Below are 19,066 nucleotides of genomic sequence, written 5' to 3' on the forward strand. Positions count from 1 at the left end.
AACGCCGTGCAAACGCCGCGATCGGCTCAAGCGCGTCGGTCCGGACGGCAGATTTCGGCAAGCACGTCGAGGCCGCGCACCGGTTCCCGGACGAACGGGTTCGATTCGTCCCACGCGTAGCCAGCCAGGATCGAGCAGATCATCCGCTTCACGTCCGGTGCCTTGTCGTCGTAAAACACGATGTCCTGCAGCGCGCCCGAATACCAGCGTTCGACGAAAGCACGAAAGGTGTTGATGCCCTTGCGCAGCGCGGCATCGTAGTCGCGCGCCCAGTCGACCGTCTCGCCGCGCATCTGGCGCTCGAGCGTCGCGACCGCCAGATGGGCCGAGCACATCGCGATAGTCACGCCCGACGAGAAGATGGGATCGAGGAATTCGCCCGCATTGCCGAGCAGCGCATACCCCGGGCCATGCAGGCGCTCGACGTTGGACGCATAGCCCGCGATGCGGCGCACCGGCATCACGAACGGCTTGCTGCCGACGAGACGCGCGAGAGTCGGTTCGCTCTGCAGCAGTTCGCGCAACCGCTGCTCGCGCTGCGCTTCCGGCACATCGAGAAAATCGGCGTCGGCAACGCAACCGACCGACGAACGCCCGTTCGTCAGCGGGATCATCCAGTACCAGACGTCGCACCGCTCGGGGTGCACGGCAATGCAGATTTTGTCGCGATCGGTCGAGCCCGCCGGCAGCCGGTCCTCGACATGCGAAAAGATAGCCGCGCGCGTCGGCAAGCCCGTCGGCGCTTCGAGGCCGAGCAGCCCCGGCAGCACACGGCCGAAACCGCTCGCATCGAGGACGAACGACGCCTCCACGCGATATGCTCGGCCGGACTCCTCGACGACGTCGAGTCGCGGGCGCTCGCCGGGTTCAAATGCCCGCACCGTATCGCCGAATCGTACGTCAGCACCTTTCCCGGCCGCACAGCGGATCAGCACGTCGTCGAACGCCGCGCGCTCGACCTGATACGCGGTCCCCCAGCCTCCGGAAAATTTCTCGCGGAAATCGAACGACGACATCCGGTCGCGATGAACGAAATACGCACCGTTCTTGAACTGGAAACCGGCCTCGACGACCGCCTGCAGCATGCCCGCCTCTTCGAGATAGTGCATGCTCTGCGGCAACAGGCTCTCCCCGATCGAAAATCGCGGAAAGTGCTGGCGCTCGAGCACGAGCACGGAACGTCCCGCCTTGCGCAGCAATCCCGCCGCAACGGCACCGGCCGGCCCGGCGCCGATGATTGCGACGTCGACCGGGTTCGATTTCATTTCATTCATGTCTGCCACTTCATTCCGATTGATTGGGTGTCTTATGTTTCTCGCGCCACGTTTCGGCGTTGCAAACTACAATAGGCGCTCAAAATCCAAGATACCGCCGAGGGACCCATGACGTCTTACCGCACGCAAGCCCCTGCCTATGTTCCCGAAACCGCATTCGGCATCTGGTTTCTTCGCACGCATACCTGGGAACATCACGTGCTTCGCGTGGCCATCAACGATCTGAAACAGCTCGTCGCAGCGCCGCTGCCCGACGCCCCGATCATCCTCGACGCAGGATGCGGCCAGGGCAATTCGTTTCGCCTGTTGAACGAGGCATTCTCGCCCGAAAAGATCATCGGCATCGATTGCCACGACGATTCGCTCGAGCACGCGTCGGCAGCCGCACGTCGCTGCACGGTGCCGGTCGAGTTGCACCATGCGGACTGCGCACGGATTCCGCTCGCCGACGCGAGCGTCGACATCGTGTTCTGCCATCAGACCTTTCACCATCTGGTCGAGCAAGAACGCGCGCTGGCCGAATTTCGCCGCGTGCTGAAGCCCGGTGGGCTGCTGCTGTTCGCGGAATCGACCGACGCGTATATCAAGTCGTGGGTCATCCGGCTGTTGTTCCGCCACCCGATGCAGGTCCAGAAAAGCGCCGACGGCTATCTCGCCATGCTGCGCGACGCGGGGTTCGTGTTCGGCACCCGCAACGTGTCGTTGCCGTATCTGTGGTGGAGTCGTGCGAAAGACTTCGGCCTGCTGGAGCGCATCGGCCTGTATACGCCGCAACCCGGCAAGCGTCGCGAAACGCTCGTCAACGTCGCCGCGCGCAAGCCCGCCTGAACGAAGGAGCCGGCCGCACGGCCGGCTCCTGCCAACGAGCACGCCGCCGCTTACCGCTTCAGCATCACGACCTCGCCCGTGAGCGCCACGCCGGCTACGACTGCCCCGGCCCCGCAGGTGTACTCGGTCGTGCTCGACCGCGCAACGTTGCGGTAGTTGCTCTTGATGCCGACGACAGCGTTACCGCCCTCCTTCCGCGCCCGCGCCTGAAGCTCGATCACGGCCGACAGAAATACGTGTCGGCACGCCTCCTCGTCGCTCTTGCCGAACGCGTTGGTCTTCTTGTTGGTCGCAAACGAGCCGTACGACTTGGCGATGCCCGGAGGCGACTGGTCGCCGAAATAAAGCGCGACGTCTTCGCCCAGCTTGCCGTCCCCGCTCTTCAACGCGTCCGCGATCGGATAATTGCCGATCGTGTCCCGTGCATGCGCCGGCGACACTGCCAGCGCCGCACCCAGCAATGCCATCGCAATGCGGTATTTCACGTCGCCCCCGCCTTATTGCGCGTTCAGTTGCACGACGTCGCCCGACACCGCAATCGCGCCGGCACTGCCGCTTACGCCGCACGTGTATTCGGTCGTCGAGCTGGAGCGCTTTTCATGAAAGCGGGTCGTCACGTTGATGACCGCATTGCCGCCATGCCCCTTCGCATAGGTACGCAGACGATTCAGCGCTTCGGTCAGCGCCTGGTCGCACGTCGGCTGCTCGGCTTCCGCACGCCGCACTCGCGCCGACTCCGAACGCGGACCGAGATTCGTCTTGACCTCCGGATGCGACTGTTCGCCGAAATAGATCGCGACACCGCTCGCGTCCGGCGCGGTTGCCGTCGCCGGCAACGGCAGCGAACGAACCACCGTCCCGCACCCCGCCAGCAACGATGCCACGACCAGCATGCCGGCCAGATATCCCTTCTGCTTCATGGTTCTTGCCCTCTCATCTCAGTACGTTCACTTCAATCGCCCTTCCAGGCGTCCAACAACACACTTGCGCAACTGCCGCCAAACCCGAAGGACACCGACAGCGCACGCTCGATCGACGCTTCGCGCGCGGCATGCACAAGCGGCTTGCCGGCGACCGCCGGATCCGGTGCATCGCCCACGGCCGTCCCGGCGATGAAACCGTCGCGCATCATCAGCATCGTGTAGATCGCCTCGTGCACGCCGCTGGCCCCGAGCGGATGCCCCGTCATCCCTTTCGTCGACGAGAACACGGGCAGGTCGCCACCGAATACGTCGTCGAGCGCCTTCAGCTCCTCGATATCGCCCAGCGGCGTCGACGGTGCATGGGTGTTGACGTAGTCCGGGCGCCGCTCCGCCCCGTCCAGCGCCATGCGCATCGCGCGCGCGATTCCGGGCGCATGGGGCGTCGCCATGCCCGCGTTGTCCGTGCATTGACCGAAGCCGGACAACTCCGCGTAAATCCGTGCACCACGCGAACGCGCATGATCGAGCGATTCGAGTACGAGGATGCCCGCACCCGACGCGATCACGAAACCGTCGCGGCCGAGCGCATAGGGGCGCGACGCCTGTGCAGGCGTATCGTTGAAGCTGCCGGACAACGCGCCCATCGCGTCGAACATCAGCGTCATGTTGTCGTGCAGCGCCTCGCTCCCGCCTGCCAGCACGATGTCCTGACAACCGGACCGAATCAGCTGCATGGCCTGCCCGATCGCCAGGGTCGAACTCGTACAGGCCGACGACGGTGAATAGGAAATGCCTTCGATACCGAACAACTGCGCGACGCACGCCGATGCCGTGCTGCTCATCGCCTTCGGAACGACGTAGGGCGGCGTCTTGTCGACGCCGCGCTGATACGCGATCGCCATCGCATCGTCGTAATCGGCCATCGACCCGATGCCCGAGCCTACAATCGCACCCGCGCGCGGCGAGCGAAGGGCCGCGGGATCAAGCCCCGCATCGTCGAGCGCCCAGGCCGTTGCATGCGCGGCAAAGCGCGCCGTATCGCCCATGAAGCGCTCGTGCTTGCGCGCGAACGGTGTAGCGGAGCCCACGGATGCGACACCTGCAACCTGGCTGCGAAAGCCGCGCGTGCGCCATGCATCGACCCCGCTCACGCCCGAACGGCCGGTGCGCAGCGCGGCCGATACGTCGTCGAGCGAATTGCCGAGGCACGACACGATGCCCAGCCCCGTGACGACGACGCGCGTCCGCGCATTGTCGAATGCCCTCACGCAGCGACCCGCCTGAAGATCAGCGACGTGTTGATCCCGCCGAACGCGAAGTTGTTGCTCATCACGAATTCGGCATCGATCGCACGCGCATCGCCGACGATGTAATCGAGCGGCGCGCAGGCCGGATCGACGTTGTCGAGGTTGAGGGTCGGCACGTACCAGTTGCGCTTCATCATCTCGATCGTCCACCATGCTTCGAGCGCGCCGCACGCGCCGAGCGTGTGGCCCACATAGCTTTTCAACGAACTGATCGGCATGCGCTCGTCGAACACCAATGCCGTTGCGTGACTTTCCGCCACGTCGCCGCGATCGGTCGACGTGCCGTGCGCGTTCACGTAGGCGATCGCCCCGGCGTCGAGCCGCGCATCGCGAAGCGCGAGCCTCATGGCGACCGCCATCGTCTCCGCCGTGGGTTGCGTGATATGCGCGCCATCGGAATTGCAGCCGAATCCGACGATTTCCGCATGGATGACTGCGCCACGCGCGATCGCATGCTCGTATTCCTCGAGCACGAGCGTCGCCGCGCCTTCCCCGACCACCAGGCCGTCGCGGTCGACATCGAACGGGCGCGGCGTCAGGTTCGCAGCATCGTTGCGCGTGCTGGTCGCATACAACGTATCGAACACCGCGACCGCCGGGCCGGACAATTCTTCCGCACCGCCCGCGAGCATCAACGTCTGCTTCCCGGTCGCAATCGCCTCGTACGCGTAACCGATCGCCTGGCTACCGGAGGCGCACGCCGACGACGTCGGCACGATCCGGCCCTTCAGATCCCAGAACAGGCTGACGTTGACAGCCGTGGTGTGCGGCATCATCTGCACATAGCTGTTCGACGTCACATCCCGCATCGATCCGGTCTCGATCATCGTGCCGAACGCGCGAATCGGCTCGACCGACCCCGACGACGACCCATAGGCAACGCCCATGCGACCGTCCCGGATCGACGCATCGTCGGCCAGCCCCGCGTCAGCCAGCGCCAGCTCGCTCGCCCGCACCGCATACATCGAGACCGGCCCCATCGAACGCGTCTTCTTGCGCGGATATGTGCCCGGCAGCACGAAGCCCGGCAGCGGACACGCGAGCCGCGTGTGCAGTGCTTCGTAGCAGTCCCATTCGGGCATGCGCCGCACCGCGTTCCTCGCGCCCTTCAGGCGCGCTTCGATTTCCGGCCAGTTGTCGCCGAACGCGGTCACGCCGCCCATCCCCGTTACGACCACGCGCTTCATCACACCATCCCGCCATTGACACCGATCACTTGCCGGGTGACGTAGGTCGCCGCGTCCGACATCAGGAAACCGACCACCGCCGCGACTTCGTCGGGCTGCCCGACGCGGCCCATCGGTACGGTCTTCAACGCGTGCTCGAGCGGTACGTCGTCGAGCATGCCGGTATCGACCAGCCCGGGCGCGACGCAGTTGACCGTGATCTTTCGCGACGCCAGTTCGACCGCCAACGCCTTGGTCGCGCCGATCAGGCCCGCCTTCGCCGCGCTGTAGTTGACCTGGCCGCGATTGCCCATCACGCCCGATATGGACGCGATCGTCACGATCCGGCCGCCGCCCCGCAGGCGCACCATCGGCATGGTCAACGGATGGACGACGTTGTAGAAACTGTCCAGCCCGGTCTCGATCACGACGTCCCAATCCTCTTCGGACAACGCCGGGAACGCACCGTCTCGCGTCACGCCCGCGCTGCAGACGATGCCGTAGTACGCACCGTTTGCCTCGACGTCCGCTTCCAGCTCGCGTCGGCAAGCGGCACGGTCCCGCACGTCGAACTGCAGCACGCTCGCCGTGCCACCTTGCGCGTGAATCGCGCCTGCCACCGCTTCCGCATCGTCACGGCCGGTACGGCAATGCACCGTCACCGCGAAACCATCGGACGCGAGACGCAGCGCCACGGCCCGGCCGATGCCGCGGCTCGCGCCGGTCACGAGTACTCGCCGAGTCATGAATTGAAGCTCCCTTCGATAAAAGATTGAAAATCGTTCGGTTGGTACACCTTGACGATCGCTTCGGCGCAGCACACGCCGTCGGCATGAATCGCGCACTCGTACGCACCGTGCCCCTCGTCGCCGCGCAACAGTTCACGCGCGACGATATGCAGCACCGTATCCGCATCGAACAAGGCACGATGCGCGACATAGCGGTTGGCGCCGAGCAGCACGCCCGGCTTGGCTCGACCGCCCGCGTGGGCGGCGAGCAGGCCGACATGCGCGGCGATCGCCTGCGCCATCAACTCGATGCCGATCCACGCCGGCATCGCGCCGTTGGCGTCGGCGTACCATGCATCGCGGCGCGCAATCGCACTCACCTCGATGCCGGCCTCGGAACAGCGCCCGATCGCGTCGAGCAGCAACATCGTGCCGCGATGCGGCAGCACGTCCCGCACGTCGCCGGCGGGAATCTCCGTGCCGCCGTGCAGCGCGTCGATCAACGAACCAGTGTGCATGTCAGCGCCCCAAAATCAGGCTGGCATTGCTGCCGCCGAAAGCAAACGAATTGCTCATCACGTATTGCCCAACCACGCCGACGGCCAGGCGTCGCTCGGTCTGCACGAGATCGAGCGCGGGCAGCGTGGGGTCGCGCTCGCCATCCCACACGTGCGCCGGCAACGCCAGCCCGCGGCCCAGCACCAGCCAGCCGAATCCGAGCTCCGTCGCACCTGCCGCACCGAGCATGTGCCCTGTCAGCGGTTTGGTGCCGCTCGCGGGCACGCCGTCCGGAAACACCCGCGCCGTCACGTTTGCCTCCATCTGGTCGTTCAGGCGGGTCGCCGTCGCGTGCAGATTCAGGTAGCCGATGTCGGCAGCCCGCACGCCGGCGTCCGTGAGCGCGGCGCGCAATGCCTGTTCCGCGCCGTCTCCCGCCGGATCCGGCGCCGAAATATGATGCGCATCGCTCGACTCGCCGACACCCGCCAACCGCACCGCGCCTTCGTCGCGGCACATCACGAACAGCGCGGCACCTTCGCCGATATTGATGCCGCTCCGGTTGACGCTCATCGGATTGGTCCGCGCCGGGCTGACCGATTCGAGCGACGCAAAGCCTTGCAGCGTCAGCTCGCACAGCGAATCCGCACCGCCCACGACAACCGCATCGCACAGATTCAGCCGCAGCAGGCGGCGCGCGGCCGCAAATGCCTTCGCGCCCGACGTGCATGCCGTCGACAGCGTATAGGCCGGCCCCGCGACACCCAGCGCGGCCCGCACGAACGGCGCAGCCGTGCCGATCTCCATCTGCCGGTAGTCGAATCCGTCGGGCATCGCGCCCGTTGCCGCGCGCTGGGCAAACGCCTGTTCGGCGGCCTGAATTCCGGAGGTACTGGTGCCGATCACGACGCCGATGCGGCGAGGCCCGTAACGCGCAACGGCGGCATCGACCGACGCGCGGATCTGCGCGAGCGCAGCCAGCAGCAGCCGGTTGTTCCTGCAATCGAAATGCGCCAGCGACGCCGGCGGCGCCACCTCGAGCGCCGAACGTACGCGCCCGACCCAGCCCCCGCCAGGGGCGTCCGGATACGCAGCCATACCGGGCGCGATGCCGGCGCGCAGCGCGTCCGCGATATCGTCGGTCGACGCGCCGAGCGCGTTGATCATGCCGGGCGCCGACAGATAGACCGCCACGCGTGTCGGATTCATGTCCGGCTCTCCTTCCCGAACGGCGTCGCGAGCGGTGCGAACAGCACCGAAAATACGATGCCCATTGCCAGCGTCGTGCCGAAACTGCGCAACGCGGGCATCGCGCTGGCACCCAGCATGCCGAACGACAACAGCGTCGTCGCAGCGGACAGCAGCACGCCGGTCCACACCGCACCGAGATCCGTCATGTCCCGCATGCACCCTTCCCGCAGGAACACCGCGTAGTTGGCGCCCACGCCGAGCACCAGCATCAGCGCAAGCCAGTTGAACAACGTGAGCGGCACCCGTGCGTAACCGAACACCGCCAGCGTCAGCCCGATCGCGAACACGACCGGCAGCGTCGTCGCGATGCCGCCGCGCACGCCATATCGCCACATCAGCAGCGCCGCGACCAGGATCAGCGCGCCGGCCAGCCAGAGGCCGCTATCGACGCGATACGCACCGAACAGGTTCGATACGCTGGCGGCCTTGTCGACCCACGACACGCCTGGCAGGCCGTGCGCTACTGCGGCAAGTGCAGCCGCATTCGCCGCATCGACCCGCTCGGGAATAGCCAGCGCCGCGTAGACCGGCCCCGCGGCACCGTCGACCCGACCGAGCCACAGATGCCGGAACGGCGCCGACCAGCGTGCCGTCAACCAGGCGTCGACGGACAACGTCGTCGCCGCGTGACGGGAAAAGGCCTGGATCCACGCATCCGCAACATCGTTGCGGAGCCCCGCGCGTTCCAGGGTCGCGCGCAACGCAGCAGGATCGGCAAACACACGTGCTTCCAGCACCGCACGATTGCGCGCCTGCTGCTGTGCCGAAGGCACGAACGTCGCGACCGACTGCACGCGGCCGACTCGTTGCGAATCGAGCGCCGCGACCAGCGACTCCGAGCGCTCGAGCACCGCTTCAGGCGTCGCCCCCTGAACGACGAAGAACTGCGCCGTATTCGCCAGCCCGACCGCCGCGCGGATGTCGTTTTCCTGACGCGCAAGACCGGTATCGCGCTGAATCAGCAAGCGAATGTCGTCATCGCTGCGCAACGCGACCCAGCCCGGGATCGCAACGAGCGAGACCAGTACGGCGACCGCCACCGCGCGCCGGCCGGCAAGCAGCGACTGCCATCCACGCAGCACACGCACTGCGCGGGAAAAAACGCGGGAGGGCACGCGCCGGGGCGCCTGTGTCAGCATGAGCGGCAAGAAGCCGGTCACGGCAGCGAACGCGCTCAGGATCCCGACGATCGCAAAGCACGCGATCTGCTTGAGCGCCGGGAACGGCACCCACATCAGGATCGCGTAACCGAGCAGGCTGGTTGCCAGCGCCACCACGAGCGCCGGCCTCACCGCGGCCGCTCCGCGCCGCGCGTCCCATTGCCGCCCTGCGGACAGATAGGCGACGAAATACTGAATCGAATAGTCGACGGCCTCGCCGATGAGACTCACGCCAAATACCAGCGTCAGCAAATGCAGCTTGCCGAACACGAGGAGCGTCACGGCCAGCGCGCAAACGATGCCGAGGGCCGTCGATGCGAATGCGAGCACCAGCAGGCGGGGCGAACGAAACACGCTCATCAGCAGCAGCGCGATGCCGGCCAGCGAAACCGCGCCGATCAGATGCACGTCGCGCTCCGCGCTGGCGCGCGCCGCCTCCGCATAGAACACGGCGCCGGCCCGATCGACCCGGACGCCGCGATAGTCGGCCGCGAGCGCATGCTCCGCGTCGGCCGTTGCGTCGCGCACCGCGCGCTGGACCTTCGACTCGTAGGCCGAGCCCGCCAGCGACGTCATCACGAGCACGCCCGTCGCCTCGTCGCGATGCGCGACCAGCATGCCGTCTTCGAGCGACAGATTCGATGTGGTCAGCGGCAGGTTCCCGAGCCAGTGCTGGAGCCAGCCGAACGGATCGTCCGCCACGCCGGTCTGCAGGCCATCGACTGGCGGCGCATAGAGCCGCCGGGTCAATCGATCGGCGAGCGTGGCGTCGCCGCGTTCGAGCGAAGCACGGTCCGCTTCCGTCAGCAGGCCGAAGCGGGCCGGCAAATACGTGGCCGCGATCTGCGACAGGTCGAACGGCGGCACCTCGACCGTCACCGAACGAAAGGCGCCGCTGCCCGCAAGCCGCGCGCCGAACGCCTTCGCGGCCGCCTTCGCGCGCGCGGCGTCCCGGTCGGTCACCAGATAGACGGTACGATTGCCGAGCGCTTCGCCCAGCATCTCGACGGCCCGTTCGGCGACGGGATTCGCTTCGGTCGCCGGCAGCAGCGCGAGCAGATTCGTCTGTAGCGGCGACGGTCCGCTGAACCGCCAGAGGTTGTAACCGGTGGCCACCAGTGCGACGAGCAACCACGCGGCGCACAACAAGCGTCGCCTGGCTCGCCCGGCGGATACGTCGCCCCCCTCGCTCATCGTGTTCATCAACGCGCCTCCAGCCACGCGCGCTCGACCGAGGCATGGCCGTCGACCGGCGTCGGCCGGGAAAATTCGAGCACGGTCACGTTGCCGTTCGCGAATGTCATGTCGAGCCGGCCCAGATAAGCGCCACCGCTCATCTCCAGCGTGCGGATCGCCTGCGCGAGCTGCGGTTGATTCGGCCGCAGGACCATCCGCCACCGTTCGCGCGTTCCGCTCGCGTCGACATCGAATTGGGCATACAGCGCCGACAGGTCGCCGCCGAGCATGCCACGCATCATTCGCGCTACCTGTGCCACGCCACGGCTGCCGCCAGGTGCGACGAGCCGCCCGTCGGCACCCACTTCGCGCACGCCGTCATCGGTAATCACGTAGGTGGCCTTGTAAGGCGTTTCGATACGCCAGACGACGCCAGAGGCACGGTCGAACAGCATCGATCCGGTGCTGACGAGCGGCTGCTTCATCGCCGACAGTGTCTGGGTCTGGCGGAAATCTGCGCGAATCGCACCGACACGTGCAAGTCGAGCCGCGATTTCCGGCACCAGCGCGACATTCGCCGGGCTCGACGCCGGCGCGGCCGCCGCGTGACCGGCGGCGAGCGCCACGCATGCCGCCAGCATCGCGGTCAACCGTCTGCGGGATACGTTCAGGCCCATTGCGCGTGCACCCTTTCGATCAAGGCCGGCGGCGACACGAATTGCAGCTCGCGCGTCGTCGCGTCGATCGCCAGTTGCACCGTATAGCCCTTCGTCAAGCGCTCGCCCGAGCCTGCATCGACGATCTCGTAGCCGATCTTCAGCCGGTTTTCGAATTCGAGCAGCGTTGCGCGCGCGTCGAGCTGCTGGCCATACGTGGCCGGCCGCACGTACTTGAGATGCGCTTCGACGACAGGCCACATGTAGCCCGACGCGAGCATCGCCGGATAGTCGTAGTCGATCAGGCGCAGCAACGCGGCACGGCTGCTTTCGAAGAACTTCAGGTAGTGACCGTGCCAGCAGACGTTCATCGCGTCGACGTCGTGGAACAGGACCTCGACGCGAGCGGTCGCCGTCAACGGCGAGCGGGATTCGTTCATGCCGCCTCCCCATGCCATGCACCGATCGGGGCGCACGCGGCAAGGCGCGCAGTCAGCGCGCGCAACTCCGCTTCGAGCGGCCGGTCCTCGATCACCGGTGGCGATTCGCGGCCCACTTCGTCGATGAACGACCGAAGCGCGGACGAAAGCTGCGTTTCCGGATCGTCGCGCAGCCGCAGGCGGACGGCCTGCACGGAGGCCAGCACGTGCGCGGCCGCGACCTGCTCGGTCAGCGTCAGCACGCGCAGGCAATCGCGCGCGGCAATCGTGCCCATGCTGACCTTGTCCTGGTTGTGCGACTCGGTCGAGCGCGAGAACACGCTTGCCGGCATCGTATGTTTCAGCGCCTCCGCCGTCCACGCAGACGACGAAATCTGCACGGCCTTGAAGCCGTGATTGATCGCGGCACGATCGGGCGCCGCGCCCGTCAGGTTGCGCGGCAGCCCGTTGCTGAACTTGTCGTCGACCAGCAGCGCGAGCTGGCGATCCATCAGATCCGCGAGGTTGGCTACCGCGGCCTTCAGCGCGTCCATCGCGAATGCGATATGTCCGCCGTAGAAATTACCGCCGTGCAGGACGCAACCTTCGTCCGGATCGATCAGCGGATTGTCGTTCGCGCTGTTCAGCTCGTTCTCGATATCGCGACGCATCCACGACAACGCGTCGCGCACCACGCCGATCACGTGCGGCGCGCACCGCACCGAATAGCGATCTTGCAGCCGGCGCGCCGGCGATTCGTCGCGTCCGGCCAGATCGGCGCGTATCCACGCAGCCGCCTCGGCCTGCCCCGCATGCGGTTTCGCGTCGAACAGCCGCGCGTCGAAATGCCCCGCCCGCCCGTCGAGAGCCACGGTCGTCAGCGCTGTCAGGCGTGCGGCAATCCTCGTCAAATGGTCGGCACGCGCGAACGCGAGACAGGCCAGCCCCGTCATGACCGCCGTGCCGTTCATCAGCGCAAGCCCTTCCTTCGGCGCGAGCGTCAGCGGCGCACGCGCGATCGCTTGCCAGGCCGCTCGCGCGTCGTGTTCGCCACCGTCGAACACGACTGTGCGCTCCCCGACCAGCGCAGCGGCGACGTACGACAGCGGCGTCAGATCGCCGCTTGCGCCGACCGAGCCTTCCGACGGAATGCGCGGCAGGATGCGGTAGTTCACCAGATCGGCCAGCCGCTCGAGCAACAGGAGCCTGACGCCCGAGTAGCCGAACGCGAGCGAATTGAGCCGCGCGACGATGATCGCCAACGTTTGCGTTGCATCGAACCGGTCGCCCATTCCGCACCCGTGATAACGGGTCAACTGCAACGGCAACGCTTCAACCAGCGACGCAGGCACCTCGACGACGCATGCATCGCCGTATCCGGTCGTGACGCCATACAGCGTGCCCCCGCTCGCGAGATAGTCGCGCAGCCAGGTTGCGCCGCGCTCGATGCGCGCACGCCAGCCGGGCTCCCCGCTCAGCGCGACCGGCACGCCGTCGCGTGCGATCGCGACGACGTCCTCGATCGTCAGATGCCGGCCGCCCACTACGACGGCCGCCCGGCACGTCTGCGGGCCGGCGGCGGCCGGGATGTCCTTCAAATCATGCTCCGCCACGCGGGCCTCCGTCGGGCCGCGCCCAGAAATCGAAAAAATTGAACCACTGATAGGGTGCCTTGCGGCAATAGTGTTCGAGACGCAACGCATAGCGCTGCGCCCATTCGGCAACGTGGCCGGCACGCTCCCGGCGCGGCAGCTCGATCCGCTCGGCGAACGGTTCGAAATAGAGCCGGTAGCCCCGCCTTTCCTTCAGGCAGAAGAACAGATAGACCGGGCAGCCAAGTGCGTGTGCGAGCACATACGGACCCTGCGCAAACGGCGCTGCCGCGTCGAGAAAGCGGGCGTCGACCGTCTTGCCCGAGTCGCGAGGCGGCACGCGATCGCCGACGATCACGAGCAGCTCGCCCGCATCGATACGCGACTGCATCATCATCGCCGTGTCCGGCCCGAAGTCCGTCACCTCGATCAGTTGCTTGCCGAAGTCTTGGTTCGTTCTGGCCAGCACGCCGGTGAAACGCTTCGCATGCTCGGTGTACACCACCGCCGTCACCTTCGTATGCGCGTCGCGCAACGCCAGCGCGCGCGTCATCTCCAGGTTGCCCAGATGCGCGCCGATCACGAGCGCCCCTCGGCCGCTCGCCGCGAGCGTGTCGAACGCGGACGAATCGTCGAAGCGCACGTCGAATGCGTCGAGCCGGCCCGACCACGCGACAAATTTGTCGAATCCCGATTGGGCGAACGCCAGCATGTGCCGGTACGCGCTGTGCCAGCCCGGCTTCGGCGCTGCCGCGTCCGTGTCTTGCAGTCGAGCGAGATACGCGTACGACGCGGTGCGCGCGGCGCGGTTCGTCAACACGAAATAGCCGACGATCGGATAAAGCCAGATCGACGTGAACCCGATGCCGAACCAGCGACAGCTGAGCGCCAGCAATTTCATGCCGACGAGACTGCCGCGTTCGGGCGTTCGCCACCATGCGCGAGCGTGCCCGGGCGCCGCCGCACCGCGCCGCCCGACTAGCCGTCTGGCCAGCAGCAGCGGCGCGCGTGCGAGCATCCCGGCGACGAGTCGCGTATGGCTCATGCTGATGCGCAGGTTGTCGCGCCATACGTCGAAATGCGACACGCCGTCGGGCGGATACACGACGCGCGTCTGGATCGTCCTGAAAGTCAGCCCCCGCCAGTGCAGCCGCACGAGGATCTCACTGTCGAACGCCATGCGCGTCGGTATCGATACCGCGTCGATCAGTTCGCAGACGGCGTCGACTGGGTAGAGGCGAAAGCCGCACATCGCGTCGGGAATGTCCATCGACAGCGTCTCGATCCATACCCATACGTGCGTAAGGTAGCGGCCGTACAGGCGGGCTTTCGGCACGCTGTCGTCGAAACGGGGCCGGCCGAGGATCACCGCATCCGGCTCGACCTTCGCGGCAGCGACGAACTTCGGCACGTCGGCGGCATCGTGCTGGCCATCGGCGTCGATCTGAATCGCATGCCGGTATCCGTGCGCACGCGCCGCGCGCAGTCCGGCCATCACCGCCGCCCCCTTGCCGCCGTTAGCGGGCAAGCGCAGCAGCGTCACGGCCTCCGCGTACCGCTGCGCCAGCCCGGCCAGCACTTGTTGCGTCGGCACGTCGCTGCCGTCGTCGACCACGATGATCGGCAGCCCGTGCACGACCAGGCGCGCGAGCGTGTCGCCGATCGCGTCGCGATGGTTGTAGATCGGGATGACGATGCAGGTGCCGCTCATCTCGCCGCCGCTCCATAGACCAGCGTGCCGGACGTGCATTCGCGGCCATTGCAGCGAAACGCGAATCGCGCGCATCCGCGCGCCGGATCGTACGCGATGCGCAGCGCCAGCATCGCGCCGGGCGGTACCGGCGCCTTGAACTTCAGGTGATCGATCGAACGGACCTCGTGCACGGTGGGAAGGTCGCGTGCGGCAAGGCGTGCCGCCCAGTCGATCTGCACGACGCCCGGCAGGATCGGCAGCCCGGGAAAGTGGCCCTCGAAGTGGGCGAGCGCAGGCGGCACGCGCAACTCGTAGTTCAGCGCATCGGCGCCGCGCCACGACGCGAGCAGTTCGAACCCCTCCGGCGCGACGTCGAATGCGGCGGCGAGCGCCGCAGCCGGCAACTTGCCGCGCGCATCGAACGGCATCGCATGCCGGAATCGCCAGTGTCGCGGCAAGGCGGTCGCATCGAAATACGCGGCCAGGTCATGTCGCAATGCCGCGGCAACGGCGATACGGCCGTCGGCGGCAAGCGCCGCATGGCCCACCTCGGTCAATACCGCGACCACGCCGACGTGCGCACGCGTCGCGCCGTCGACCACCACGGCCGCGGCCTGCTCGACGTACGGGTGGCGAAGTATCCGTGCCTCGAGTTCCGGCAGCGATACACGCTTGCCGTCGAGCTTGACGACGCGATCGCGCCGACCCGCGAGTTCGAAACGGCCATACGCATCGAAGTGCGCCGTGTCGTCGGTACGGTGCCAGTCGTCATGGCCGAGATGCGCGGAGCGCACGCACAGCGCGCCATCGTCGTCGCATCGCACGTCGATGCCCGTCAACGGCTGCCACGCCGACGAGACGTCCTGGCGCCGCCACGCGATGCCCCCGGTTTCGGTGCTGCCGAATATCTCGAATGGCGCCACGCCGAAGGCTTCCGAATAAGCCGTCGCGGCATCGGCAGGCAGCGGGCCGCCCGACGAGAAGAACACGCACGGCGCGGGGGCGTGCATCGGGAAACCCGGCAACGCGGGCCAGCGCATCAATTGCGACGGCGTGGACACGACCGCTCCGGCGCCGTAGGCGGCAAGCCTCTGCTGCATCTGCAGCGGCTCGATCACCGTCGCCCGGTCGAACGAACGCCCCGCCGCCAGCGGCCACAGGATCCTGAAGAGCAATCCGTAGATATGGTGATGCGGTACGCTCGATAGCGTCACCGCCGCGCCGACGCGATCCGCCCATTCGCGCTGCAAGGTGCGAACCTCGGCATCGAACTGCGCGAGCGATTTCCGCACCGGTTTCGCGGTGCCGCTGCTGCCGGACGTATAAAGCGTGATCGCGGCAGCCTCGCCGATGGTGCGAGACGCGATCTCGGCACCGGATACCCGCTCGCACGCGGCCAGCGCATGCGCATCGAGAAGCAGGTCGTACGCATGGGCGAGATCGTCGAGATAACCGGGTGCGTTGCTGGCGGGAATCACGATCTCCCGCTGCGCCGCCGCCACCGCAAAGAATGCGCAGGCGAAGTCGTACGGATCATCGGTGGAGATCGCGACGCGCTGCGCGTCGGCCGCCTCGACGGCCCGGGCAATGGCGTCCGCGCGAGCGCGAAAATCGCCCAGCGTCAGCACGACGCCACCGTCGCGGCAGACGACCGTGCCGGCATCCACGCGAGCGGACAGAATCTCGTGCAACGCGATCATGCGGCACCTGCACGGTCGCGCCGGCCGGATACGACCAGACTGCGCCACAGCCATTCGCCGGCCAGCAACGTGCCGATCAGCACGTACGCGATCAGTCCGTTGTAGAGCGCCCACGATTCACGGCTCCAGTACAGCGCCGTATAGACCGAAAAACCGCCGTTTGCGATGAAGAACGCACACCAGACCTGAGTGACTCGACGCATGTATCGGACGATCTCCGCGCTTGGGTCGGGATGCGTGGACCGCGCGAATTTTTCGACCATCGTCGGGCCGCGCCGAAGCGTCGCACCGAACGCGACCAGCAAGCCGGCGCTCACGCATGCGGGATAGAGATGAAACAGTTGTTCGCTGTCGGTCACCGCGATCGCGAGCGACAAGCCGGTCAATGCGCTGGCTACGCACCAGTCGAGCACCGTCAGCCGCCTGAGCGCGTTCGCCAATGCGCCCTTGCCGACCGTGCGCTGAAGCCACAGCATCGCGATCAGCAGACAACCGATGTAGCGCGGCGTCATCCCCTGCCACGCAAACAGGATGACGAGCGGATAGGCGAGCGCAAGCATCACCCTGAGCGCGGCGCCTGTCCAGCGCGGCAGGATGATGCCGGTCTCTCGCATATGCATCACCGCCACGTCAGGCGCGCGCAAGCAGCGCGTGAACCGCGGCAATCACGTCGCCGACCGTTCGCACGGACTTGAACTCTTCGGGCTTGATCCGCCGGCCCGTCATTTCCTGCAGCTTGATGGCCAGATCGACCGCGTCGATGCTGTCCAGATCGAGTTCTTCGAACAGATGCGTGTCCGGCGTCACGCGCTCCGGTTCGATCGCGAAATTCTCGTGAAAAATGGCGCGGATGCGCTCAAGGATTTCTGCGTCGGTCACAACTCACTCCCCCTTTTCCAGCACGGCTTCTTGCGGTGCAGCCTGATGCGCCTGTTGTTCTGCAATGAATGCCGCCAGCGTATTGATCGAGCGGAAATGCGCCTTCGTGCGCTCGTCGTTCGCGGCGATCGTCAGGTGAAACTGCTTGCGCAGCATGATGCCGACTTCAAGCGCATCGACGGAGTCGAGCCCGATACCGTCGGTCGAAAACAGCGGTGCGTCGTCGTCGATATCGTCGACCGTCATGTCGTTGAGGTCGAGCATCTCGATCAGAAGCCGCTTAATTTGCAGTTTTAAAGTATCCATGCTGAAACAGGCCTTGGGTAATGTGCACTTCCACTTCGCGGGCAATACTCCGAGCGGCGATCGACGGCGAGGTGACGCCGGAAGCCAGCCCGCTCATGTCCATCGGCTCAAGCACGTTGATGCGCATGCGAAATGCACGGGGCGGTACGTGATACCAGCGCAGGGTCTTGGTGAATACCGGCGGATCGCAATCGATCAGCACCGGCTGGATCCGGCTGCGCGACTGCAACGCCATATGGGCGAAGCCGCGGGAAAATGCATGCAGGCGATTACCGCCCGGGCTGCGCGTCCCCTCAGGGAAAACGATCATCGTGTAGCCCGCGGCCAGTTGCCGCGCGCCGGCCTCGACCAGATCCACCGCATCGGCGTTGCTCACGTATTCGGCGGCCCGAACGATGCCCCAGAAGCAAGGGTTGCCCCAATGGCCGCGCTTGACGACGCAGCATGCTTTCGGCGCCAGTGACAGCAACACCATCACGTCAAGCCAGGTCGGGTGATTCGCGACGACGATCGCCGGATCGGCTTTGCCGAGCCGTTCCACGCCGGTCACCTCCAGCCGCATCACGCCGACGCGCTGCAGCACCGCAACCAGCATGCGGAAGAAATAATGGATAACGAGCGTCACAGCGCGTTGACGCGAACGCCGGTGCGGCCAGCACAGGCCCGCAGCGATTGCCAGCACCGAGAATGCCGATCCGCACAGGGCGAAGAAAGCGAGACTGGCGCCGGTCGCGAACAGGCGCCAGCCGTAATCAAGCCGCGCACTCATGCCAGCTCCAGCGCCACTGTGAATCGTCGCCGCGCCAGACCGTGGTCCCGCGCGTGGAAAGGCAACGCAGAACCGCTGCGCTTTGCGTTCCGGCCGGCTCGGTCGCACCCTGATCCAACGGGCCGATTGCCGCCATCTCGCATGCAAGATGACCCGCCGCCCCGTCGGAATCGACAAGAACGGCAAACCCGATACTGTCCGGATCGTCGTCGACGGCGGCATAAACGGAATCGGCCGGCTCATGTGCATAAACCAGCAACACCGGCGTTTCGGGCGACGTTTCGTACTGGGAAAAGGCTTCGAGCAATGCGAAGCCCAGGGTTTCACGCCCGGCCGCGATCGCCGTCGCGGCAGACCGGTCGCGTCGTGCGATACCGAATATGCCTGTCGCCGCATTCAGCACCGAGAGACTGAATGCGGTCGGAGACACCGGTTCGGCAGCTTGAATACTGTCGAGAATGGTCGTGGTACGGGTCAGCTCACCGTGCCGAGAAGCAAAAACCACGCGCAACGCGGCTTTTTCCCGGGCGCAGTCGAAAGCCGCCTGAAGCGCGAGCCGCGACAGCCGGCTCATACGACGGCGCACCATCGGATCGAGGGCTTCGACGCCCGGCACCTCCGCGGTCGAAATCGACGTCCACCTGGCGATTGGCATGGTCCAATGCAAATCAGCCATTTTTCTTCTCGTTGAGGTTATTTCACTGAAGGTGTTTTTATATTGTGCCGCCCTGTACCAGACAG

General features: G+C 66.3%; 20 protein-coding genes. 1 reads left to right on the plus strand and 19 read right to left on the minus strand.

From position 1 onward, the window contains the following. Positions 1 to 26: 26 nt before the first annotated feature. Positions 27 to 1,274: an NAD(P)/FAD-dependent oxidoreductase gene (locus LGM56_RS06460; RefSeq protein ID WP_089497134.1), complete on the minus strand. Its 1,248-nt coding sequence runs from the start codon at positions 1,272 to 1,274 to the stop codon at positions 27 to 29. Positions 1,275 to 1,382: 108 nt separating this feature from the next. On the opposite strand from LGM56_RS06460, the gene LGM56_RS06465 reads away from it, so the two are divergent. Then, a complete protein-coding gene (locus LGM56_RS06465) occupies positions 1,383 to 2,102 on the plus strand; it encodes a class I SAM-dependent methyltransferase (protein WP_226203624.1) in 720 nt (239 codons plus the stop codon). A gap of 50 nt (positions 2,103 to 2,152) precedes the next feature. Here LGM56_RS06465 and LGM56_RS06470 read toward each other — a convergent pair whose 3' ends face one another. Genes LGM56_RS06470 through LGM56_RS06555 form a run of 18 tightly spaced genes read right to left on the minus strand, consistent with a single transcriptional unit; the run spans position 2,153 to position 19,001 of the window. Beyond that, entirely contained in the window at positions 2,153 to 2,587 is a 435-nt protein-coding gene (locus LGM56_RS06470; protein ID WP_413226755.1) for an excinuclease ABC subunit A, read from the minus strand. A 12-nt stretch (positions 2,588 to 2,599) separates the two neighbouring features. Continuing rightward, a complete protein-coding gene (locus LGM56_RS06475; protein ID WP_226203626.1) occupies positions 2,600 to 3,022 on the minus strand; it encodes a signal peptidase in 423 nt (140 codons plus the stop codon). A 32-nt stretch (positions 3,023 to 3,054) separates the two neighbouring features. Further along, a complete protein-coding gene (locus LGM56_RS06480; protein WP_089497137.1) occupies positions 3,055 to 4,293 on the minus strand; it encodes a beta-ketoacyl-[acyl-carrier-protein] synthase family protein in 1,239 nt (412 codons plus the stop codon). Beyond that, complete coding sequence (locus LGM56_RS06485; RefSeq protein WP_089497138.1) at positions 4,290 to 5,519, minus strand: beta-ketoacyl-ACP synthase; 1,230 nt, start codon at positions 5,517 to 5,519, stop codon at positions 4,290 to 4,292. Before LGM56_RS06485 ends, LGM56_RS06480 begins: the two co-directional genes overlap by 4 nt. Beyond that, complete coding sequence (locus LGM56_RS06490; RefSeq protein WP_089497139.1) at positions 5,519 to 6,244, minus strand: 3-ketoacyl-ACP reductase FabG2; 726 nt, start codon at positions 6,242 to 6,244, stop codon at positions 5,519 to 5,521. The genes LGM56_RS06485 and LGM56_RS06490 overlap by 1 nt, the downstream gene beginning before the upstream one ends. After that, entirely contained in the window at positions 6,241 to 6,744 is a 504-nt protein-coding gene (locus tag LGM56_RS06495; RefSeq protein ID WP_226203629.1) for a hotdog family protein, read from the minus strand. The genes LGM56_RS06490 and LGM56_RS06495 overlap by 4 nt, the downstream gene beginning before the upstream one ends. 1 nt (position 6,745) lies before the next feature. After that, positions 6,746 to 7,933 carry a beta-ketoacyl-[acyl-carrier-protein] synthase family protein gene (locus LGM56_RS06500; protein ID WP_226203631.1) on the minus strand — a complete coding sequence of 396 codons (1,188 nt, stop codon included), beginning with the start codon at positions 7,931 to 7,933 and terminating at the stop codon, positions 6,746 to 6,748. Next, entirely contained in the window at positions 7,930 to 10,329 is a 2,400-nt protein-coding gene (locus tag LGM56_RS06505) for an MMPL family transporter (RefSeq protein WP_226204209.1), read from the minus strand. Before LGM56_RS06505 ends, LGM56_RS06500 begins: the two co-directional genes overlap by 4 nt. A gap of 8 nt (positions 10,330 to 10,337) precedes the next feature. Then, positions 10,338 to 10,988: a LolA family protein gene (locus tag LGM56_RS06510; protein ID WP_226203633.1), complete on the minus strand. Its 651-nt coding sequence runs from the start codon at positions 10,986 to 10,988 to the stop codon at positions 10,338 to 10,340. Then, positions 10,979 to 11,407 (minus strand): acyl-CoA thioesterase, encoded by a 429-nt coding sequence (locus LGM56_RS06515; protein ID WP_226203635.1) that lies wholly within the window; start codon positions 11,405 to 11,407, stop codon positions 10,979 to 10,981. Before LGM56_RS06515 ends, LGM56_RS06510 begins: the two co-directional genes overlap by 10 nt. After that, entirely contained in the window at positions 11,404 to 12,999 is a 1,596-nt protein-coding gene (locus LGM56_RS06520; protein WP_226203637.1) for an HAL/PAL/TAL family ammonia-lyase, read from the minus strand. Before LGM56_RS06520 ends, LGM56_RS06515 begins: the two co-directional genes overlap by 4 nt. Beyond that, positions 12,986 to 14,689 carry a glycosyltransferase family 2 protein gene (locus LGM56_RS06525; protein WP_226203639.1) on the minus strand — a complete coding sequence of 568 codons (1,704 nt, stop codon included), beginning with the start codon at positions 14,687 to 14,689 and terminating at the stop codon, positions 12,986 to 12,988. Before LGM56_RS06525 ends, LGM56_RS06520 begins: the two co-directional genes overlap by 14 nt. Next, the gene (locus tag LGM56_RS06530) at positions 14,686 to 16,371 is read right to left on the minus strand and encodes an AMP-binding protein (protein WP_226203642.1); all 1,686 of its coding nucleotides are present in this window, start codon (positions 16,369 to 16,371) and stop codon (positions 14,686 to 14,688) included. The genes LGM56_RS06525 and LGM56_RS06530 overlap by 4 nt, the downstream gene beginning before the upstream one ends. Continuing rightward, the gene (locus LGM56_RS06535; RefSeq protein ID WP_179254906.1) at positions 16,368 to 16,985 is read right to left on the minus strand and encodes a hypothetical protein; all 618 of its coding nucleotides are present in this window, start codon (positions 16,983 to 16,985) and stop codon (positions 16,368 to 16,370) included. Before LGM56_RS06535 ends, LGM56_RS06530 begins: the two co-directional genes overlap by 4 nt. Positions 16,986 to 17,001: 16 nt before the next feature. Continuing rightward, complete coding sequence (locus LGM56_RS06540) at positions 17,002 to 17,250, minus strand: acyl carrier protein (RefSeq protein ID WP_071332739.1); 249 nt, start codon at positions 17,248 to 17,250, stop codon at positions 17,002 to 17,004. A gap of 3 nt (positions 17,251 to 17,253) precedes the next feature. Further along, a complete protein-coding gene (locus LGM56_RS06545; protein WP_089497146.1) occupies positions 17,254 to 17,556 on the minus strand; it encodes a phosphopantetheine-binding protein in 303 nt (100 codons plus the stop codon). Further along, on the minus strand, positions 17,531 to 18,325 hold the full coding sequence (locus LGM56_RS06550) for a lysophospholipid acyltransferase family protein (protein WP_089497147.1): 795 nt from the start codon (positions 18,323 to 18,325) through the stop codon (positions 17,531 to 17,533). The genes LGM56_RS06545 and LGM56_RS06550 overlap by 26 nt, the downstream gene beginning before the upstream one ends. Continuing rightward, positions 18,309 to 19,001 carry a beta-ketoacyl synthase chain length factor gene (locus tag LGM56_RS06555; RefSeq protein ID WP_089497148.1) on the minus strand — a complete coding sequence of 231 codons (693 nt, stop codon included), beginning with the start codon at positions 18,999 to 19,001 and terminating at the stop codon, positions 18,309 to 18,311. Before LGM56_RS06555 ends, LGM56_RS06550 begins: the two co-directional genes overlap by 17 nt. Positions 19,002 to 19,066 lie beyond the last annotated feature (65 nt).

Source organism: Burkholderia sp. AU38729, from assembly GCF_020419725.1.
Taxonomy (GTDB): domain Bacteria; phylum Pseudomonadota; class Gammaproteobacteria; order Burkholderiales; family Burkholderiaceae; genus Burkholderia.

What these genes read in the sequence shown, in the direction of transcription:
- LGM56_RS06460 (WP_089497134.1), bottom strand. Translation starts at nt 1,274, where the DNA reads ATGAATGAAATGAAATCGAACCCGGTCGACGTCGCAATCATCGGCGCC.
- LGM56_RS06465 (WP_226203624.1), top strand. Translation starts at nt 1,383, where the DNA reads ATGACGTCTTACCGCACGCAAGCCCCTGCCTATGTTCCCGAAACCGCA.
- LGM56_RS06475 (WP_226203626.1), bottom strand. Translation starts at nt 3,022, where the DNA reads ATGAAGCAGAAGGGATATCTGGCCGGCATGCTGGTCGTGGCATCGTTG.
- LGM56_RS06485 (WP_089497138.1), bottom strand. Translation starts at nt 5,519, where the DNA reads ATGAAGCGCGTGGTCGTAACGGGGATGGGCGGCGTGACCGCGTTCGGC.
- LGM56_RS06490 (WP_089497139.1), bottom strand. Translation starts at nt 6,244, where the DNA reads ATGACTCGGCGAGTACTCGTGACCGGCGCGAGCCGCGGCATCGGCCGG.
- LGM56_RS06495 (WP_226203629.1), bottom strand. Translation starts at nt 6,744, where the DNA reads ATGCACACTGGTTCGTTGATCGACGCGCTGCACGGCGGCACGGAGATT.
- LGM56_RS06500 (WP_226203631.1), bottom strand. Translation starts at nt 7,933, where the DNA reads ATGAATCCGACACGCGTGGCGGTCTATCTGTCGGCGCCCGGCATGATC.
- LGM56_RS06505 (WP_226204209.1), bottom strand. Translation starts at nt 10,329, where the DNA reads ATGAGCGAGGGGGGCGACGTATCCGCCGGGCGAGCCAGGCGACGCTTG.
- LGM56_RS06510 (WP_226203633.1), bottom strand. Translation starts at nt 10,988, where the DNA reads ATGGGCCTGAACGTATCCCGCAGACGGTTGACCGCGATGCTGGCGGCA.
- LGM56_RS06515 (WP_226203635.1), bottom strand. Translation starts at nt 11,407, where the DNA reads ATGAACGAATCCCGCTCGCCGTTGACGGCGACCGCTCGCGTCGAGGTC.
- LGM56_RS06525 (WP_226203639.1), bottom strand. Translation starts at nt 14,689, where the DNA reads ATGAGCGGCACCTGCATCGTCATCCCGATCTACAACCATCGCGACGCG.
- LGM56_RS06530 (WP_226203642.1), bottom strand. Translation starts at nt 16,371, where the DNA reads ATGATCGCGTTGCACGAGATTCTGTCCGCTCGCGTGGATGCCGGCACG.
- LGM56_RS06535 (WP_179254906.1), bottom strand. Translation starts at nt 16,985, where the DNA reads ATGCGAGAGACCGGCATCATCCTGCCGCGCTGGACAGGCGCCGCGCTC.
- LGM56_RS06545 (WP_089497146.1), bottom strand. Translation starts at nt 17,556, where the DNA reads ATGGATACTTTAAAACTGCAAATTAAGCGGCTTCTGATCGAGATGCTC.
- LGM56_RS06550 (WP_089497147.1), bottom strand. Translation starts at nt 18,325, where the DNA reads ATGAGTGCGCGGCTTGATTACGGCTGGCGCCTGTTCGCGACCGGCGCC.
- LGM56_RS06555 (WP_089497148.1), bottom strand. Translation starts at nt 19,001, where the DNA reads ATGGCTGATTTGCATTGGACCATGCCAATCGCCAGGTGGACGTCGATT.